This window comes from Sandarakinorhabdus sp. (genome assembly GCF_040398645.1).
Lineage (GTDB): Bacteria > Pseudomonadota > Alphaproteobacteria > Sphingomonadales > Sphingomonadaceae > Sandarakinorhabdus.
Window position 1 is genome coordinate 31,695 of record NZ_JBBATR010000026.1, and the last position, 5,649, is coordinate 37,343.

At 65.4% G+C, this 5,649-nt stretch carries 4 protein-coding genes; 3 read left to right on the forward strand and 1 reads right to left on the reverse strand.

The window, feature by feature from the left end; genetic code table 11:
• Positions 1-236 precede the first annotated feature (236 nt).
• On the reverse strand, positions 237-2,087 hold the full coding sequence (gene cobT / locus ABWP50_RS07905) for a cobaltochelatase subunit CobT (protein WP_353217454.1): 1,851 nt from the start codon (positions 2,085-2,087) through the stop codon (positions 237-239).
• Between the two features lie 190 nt (positions 2,088-2,277).
• Between cobT and ABWP50_RS07910 the strand changes: the two genes are divergently transcribed.
• From ABWP50_RS07910 to ABWP50_RS07920, 3 genes are all read left to right on the forward strand, one after another.
• Positions 2,278-3,402 (forward strand): CaiB/BaiF CoA transferase family protein, encoded by a 1,125-nt coding sequence (locus ABWP50_RS07910; RefSeq protein ID WP_353217455.1) that lies wholly within the window; start codon positions 2,278-2,280, stop codon positions 3,400-3,402.
• Entirely contained in the window at positions 3,402-4,520 is a 1,119-nt protein-coding gene (locus ABWP50_RS07915) for a deoxyguanosinetriphosphate triphosphohydrolase (RefSeq protein WP_353217457.1), read from the forward strand. The genes ABWP50_RS07910 and ABWP50_RS07915 overlap by 1 nt, the downstream gene beginning before the upstream one ends.
• The coding region (locus tag ABWP50_RS07920) for a serine hydrolase domain-containing protein (RefSeq protein WP_353217456.1) at positions 4,517-5,649 on the forward strand (1,133 nt) is incomplete at its 3' end. The genes ABWP50_RS07915 and ABWP50_RS07920, both read left to right, overlap by 4 nt.

Genomic DNA, 5,649 nt, shown 5'->3' on the forward strand with positions numbered 1-5,649 from the left:
CAGCGCCGCCAAATTTCGGGCTGCGCGGTGGCCATAGGCCGGGCGCTGCCGGAATGGCACCTGTCCTAGCCTGCGGCCACGCTGGCTCATTGTGCAGTTCCCCTTCACGGCATGATGCCGCGCCCCGTATTCGATTCACTTTAGGCGACAATTACGCACAAGCGCCAGCGGCTTGTTGGTTTAATACGTATGAATGCTTGGCAATGATGCAGCAGCGGAAGCTGCTGGCGGCGGTTTTACCGGCCGCGGCGCTTCTCGCCGCCTTGTTCGAACAGCCCTGCCAGCTGATCGATGATGGCCCCGCCCAAGGCCTCGGCATCCATGATCGTCACAGCGCGCGCATAATAGCGGGTTACATCATGGCCGATGCCGATGGCGATCAATTCCACTGGGCTGCGGGTTTCGATCTGGCGAATCACGGCGCGCAGGTGCCGTTCCAGATAATTGCCGCTGTTCACCGAAAGGGTCGAATCGTCCACGGGTGCACCATCGGAAATCACCATCAGGATGCGGCGGTCTTCGCGGCGGGCCAGCAGGCGGGCATGCGCCCACAGCAGCGCCTCCCCATCGATATTTTCCTTCAGCAGGCCTTCGCGCATCATCAGGCCCAGATTCTTGCGCGCCCGCCGCCACGGCGCATCGGCTGGCTTGTAGATGATGTGGCGCAGATCGTTCAGGCGGCCGGGCTTGGCCGGGCGGCCAGCTGCCAGCCAGGCTTCACGGCTCTGGCCGCCTTTCCAGGCTCGGGTGGTAAATCCCAATATCTCGGTTTTGACAGCGCAGCGTTCCAGCGTACGCGCCAGAATATCGGCGCAAATCGCAGCGATCGAAATCGGCCGGCCGCGCATCGATCCGCTGTTGTCGATCAGCAATGTCACCACTGTGTCGCGAAATTGCGTATCGCGCTCCACCTTGTACGACAGCGCGTGGGTGGGATTGGTGACGATTCGCACCAGCCGCCCGGCATCGATCAGGCCTTCCTCCTGGTCGAAGTCCCAGCTGCGGTTTTGCTGCGCCATCAGCCGGCGCTGCAAGCGATTGGCCAGCTTGGTCACTGCCGATTGCAGCGGGATCAGCTGTTGGTCGAGATAGGCGCGCAGCCTGGTGAGTTCTTCGTGGTCACATAGATCGGCCGCGCCGATTTCCTCGTCATATTTGCTGGTGTGGGCGCGATATTCGAAATCCGGCGGCAAATCCGACATCGGCAGGTTGGGCCGCCACGGCATCATGCCTTCATCGCCGTCCTCGCCCATTTCGGCGTCGGACACCATGTCGCTGTCCATCTCGACTTCGCGGCTTTGGGCGTCTTCGGGTGCATCGGCCGAATCCTCGGCGCGGGTTTCGGTGGACTGGTCCTGGCCGCCGCCATCGTCCTGTTCCTGATCGTCGCTGTCCTCGCCCGGTTGTTCCTGTTCGTCTTCGCCGTCGCTGTCCTCCGCGTCTTCGGCGGCTTCGTCGGGATCAGCGCCCAGGCCCAGATCGGCGAGCACATGGCGCAGCGTCCGGGCGAAGCCGGCCTGATCGTCCAGCCGCTGGGCCAGATCATCAAGATGCCCGGCCGCGCGCGCTTCGATATCGGCGCGCACCATTTCCACGGCAGCTTGCGCGGCGCGCGGTACGGCAGCGCCGGTCAGGCGTTCGCGCACGATCAGTGCGAGCGCACTGGCCAGCGGCACTTCTTCGGCGGTGCGGGCCCGCACGATTGGATCGGTGCGCACCCGGGCTTCAGTCATGCGATCAAGATTGCCGGCCACGCCCGCCATTTCGATGGCGCCCAACGCCTCGCAGCGGGTTTGTTCCAGCGCGTTCCAGATGTCACGCGCCAGCCCGGCATCCGGCAGATCGTTGCTGTGCAGCTTGGCATCATGGTGGCGGCGCTTGAGGGCAAAGCTGTCCGCCCAGCCGCGCACTTCGGCAACTTGTTCGGGCGGCAGCGCGCGGGCTGGTTGCGGCACACGGGCCTGTTCGCCAAAACAGGCCGGCTTGTCGGCGGTGTAGGCCATGTCCATGCCCGGCGCGTGGCCCAGAGCGCGCATGCTGGCGGCCACCGCCTGCCGGAAATCCTCGATGGGGCTGTTGTCGGCCATCACTGCATCCTGTTTGCCGGTGGCGGCTGGCCCAGCCACTTGCGTCGGCTTTCCATGTGTGCCGGCGCCGCCGGGCTGTCAAACGCCCAAAATGTCCCGTGCGCAGCCTACCCCCTGCCAGCCCAGCCAGCTTGACGTTTCGCGGCTCCGTGGCAGGGGAGTGGGCAAATCAATCGCAAAGGACAACAAGATGGCGGGGCCACTGCAGGGTATCAAGGTGATCGAACTGGCCGGAATCGGGCCGGGGCCATTTGCCGGCATGATGCTGGCCGATCACGGCGCAGAGGTTATCCGCGTCGACCGGCCGGGCGCCCGCATCGATGCCCGCGACCCCTTGCTGCGCGGGCGGCGGATCATCGGCGTCGATCTGAAATCGGCAGCTGGCCGCGCCGTGGTGCTCGATCTGGTCAAAGGCGCCGATGCATTGTTCGAAGGCTTTCGCCCCGGTGTGACCGAACGACTGGGTCTGGGGCCGGCCGAGTGCCATGCCGTCAATCCGGCGCTGGTCTATGGCCGCATGACCGGCTGGGGGCAATTCGGGCCTTATGCGCAGGCGGCGGGCCACGATATCAATTACATCGCGCTGGCCGGCGCTCTGCACACCTATGGCCGCGCTGGCGAAAAGCCGACCCCGGCGATCAACATGGTTGGCGATTTTGGCGGCGGCGGCATGATGCTGGCCTTTGGTATGGTTTCGGCGCTGCTGCATGCCAAAACCACCGGGCAGGGCCAGGTGATCGATTGCGCCATGACCGATGGCGCAGCGGCGCTGATGGCGATGATCTGGGGCTTTCGCGCCAGTGGCATGTGGAAGGACGAACGCGGCGTCAATCTGCTCGATACCGGCGCGCACATGTACGACACGTACGAATGCGCCGATGGCACGTGGATCAGCATCGGCAGTCTGGAGCCGCAATTTTATGCGCTGCTGCTGGAAAAAACCGGCCTGAAGGACGATCCCGATTTCGCCGCCCAGATGGATTCTGGCCGCTGGCCGCAGCTGAAAGATCGGCTAACCGCCTTGTTTTCCACGAAAACCCGCGCAGAATGGTGCGAGATCATGGAAATGACCGACATTTGTTTTGCGCCGGTGCTGTCCATGGCCGAAGCGCCGCACCATCCGCACAATGTCGCCCGCCAGACCTTTGTGGAAGCCGGCGGCGTCATGCAGCCAGCGCCGGCACCGCGCTATTCCGCCACGATCGCCGATGCGCCGCGCATGACCAAACAGGCCGATACCGACGCGATCCTGGCCGAGCTCGGTTATGATGATGGCGCCGTGGCGGCCCTGAAAGCGGCTGGCGCCGTGCGTTGATGCTGGCGGCCGGCGCCTTGGCAACGGATTGGCGGCAGTCGCGCGGGCGGCTGCACCATGAGCCGCCATCGGCAACCCGCAGCCCGTTTGCGCGCGACCGCGACCGCATCATCCATTCCGGCGCGTTCCGGCGATTACGCTATAAAACTCAAGTGTTTGTCGCCCCCGATGGCGATCATTTCCGCGTGCGGCTGACCCATAGCCTGGAGGTGGCGCAGATTGCCCGCACCCTGGCGCGCACCCTGCATCTGGACGAAGATCTCACCGAAGCCCTGGCGCTGGCCCATGATCTCGGCCACCCGCCCTTTGGCCACAGCGGTGAAGACGCGCTGGAACGGGTGATGGCACCGTGGGGCGGCTTTGATCACAATGGCCAGACCCTGCGCATCGTGACCCGGCTGGAATCGCGCTATCCGGGCTGGGACGGTCTGAATCTCACCTGGGAAACCCTCAGCGGCCTCGCCAAGCACAATGGCCCGGTGCACATGCCGGGTTGGGCACTGGCGGCGGCCGATGCGCTGTGGCCGCTCGATCTGGCCGGGGCGCCTGGCCTGGAAGCGCAGGTGGCCGCGATTGCCGACGATATCGCCTACGACAATCACGATCTCGATGATGGCCTGCGTGCCGGCCTGTTCAGCATCGAAGACGTGGTGGCCGCGGTGCCCTTTGTGTCCGACTGCTGGGCCGCGGTGACAGCGCGCTGGCCCGGCGTGACCGCGCGGCGGCGTTTGATCCCCGAATTGGTGCGCGAGCAAATCGGCCGCATGACCAGCGATCTGCTGGACACCAGCCGCGCCGCCAACGCCATCCGATTCTCAGCCGAAATGCGCGCGCAGGTGCGCAGCCTCAAGAATTTTTTGATGGAGAATATGTACCGCGCGCCGGCCGTGGCCCGGCTGCGCGATCCATCCGAAATGGTGGTGGCCGCATTGTTTGACGTGCTGCATGCCGATCCGCGCCGGCTGCCCGGCGATTGGGCGGCGCTATGCCCAGCCGAGGAACCGGCCCGCGCCCACCATGTTGGTGATTTTGTGGCTGGCATGACCGACCGTTATGCGCTGAAACTCTATGAGCAACTGGTGGGGCCTTCGCCGCTGCCGCAGGAGATGGTGATATGAGCGACATGGATTCAGTGGAAGTTCGGGGCTTTGTTGATCCGCGCTTCGAAGGCGTGCGCACCACCATGGCGGCCATGCTGGCCAGCGGCCAGGATATCGGCGCCAGCTTCGCCGCGACCATCAATGGGGAGCCGGTGATCGACCTGTGGGGCGGCTGGGCCGACGAAGCGCAAACCCGGCCGTGGGAGCAGGACACGATCGTCAACGTCTATTCCACCACCAAGACGATGACGGCACTCACGGCGCTGTGGCTGGCCGATCAGGGCGGGCTCAAATTCGAAGAGCGCGTCGCCCATTATTGGCCGGAATTTGCCGCCGCCGGCAAACAGGATGTCACCGTGGCCATGCTGATGAGCCACAGCGCCGGCCTGTCGGGCTTTGCCGAGCCGATGCAGCCCGAAGACCTGTATGATTGGGAACTCGTCACCAGCCGCCTGGCGGCGCAGGCCCCCTATTGGCCGCCGGGCACCGCGCCGGGCTATCACGCCATGACCCAGGGCTATCTGGTTGGCGAAGTCGTGCGGCGCATCACCGGCAAAACGCTGGGCACGGTGTTTGCCGATGAACTGGCCGGGCCACTGGGCGCCGATTTCCACATCGGCCTGGCTGCCAGCGAAGATCACCGCGTCGCCGATCTGGTGCCGCCACCGGGCGGCGCCGCGATCAGCGCCGGGGAGCCATCGGCACTGACCAAGAACATGCAGACCAACCCGCGCATCGATCCACTGGAAACCCGCACCCGCGCCTGGCGCGCCGCCGAAATCCCGGCCGCAAACGGCCACGGCAACGCGCGCAGCGTCGCGGCAGTGCAGACGCTGATGGCCAACGGCGGCGTGTCAGGTGGCAAGCGCCTCCTGTCCGAAGCCGGCGTCCGCCGCGCGCAGGAACTGCAGATCGAAGGCCATGATCTGATCCTCAACATGCCAGTCACCTACGGCCTCGGCTACGGCCTCCCCGGCCCGGCGCGGCCGTTCCCCAATCCGAACAGCGTGTTCTGGGGCGGCTACGGCGGATCGCTGGTGGTGTGCGACATGGATGCCCGCCTGTGCATGAGTTACGTGATGAACAAGATGGCCGGCACCACCGTCGGCGACATGCGCGCGGGGATGCTGATGGCCGGCGTGTGGGG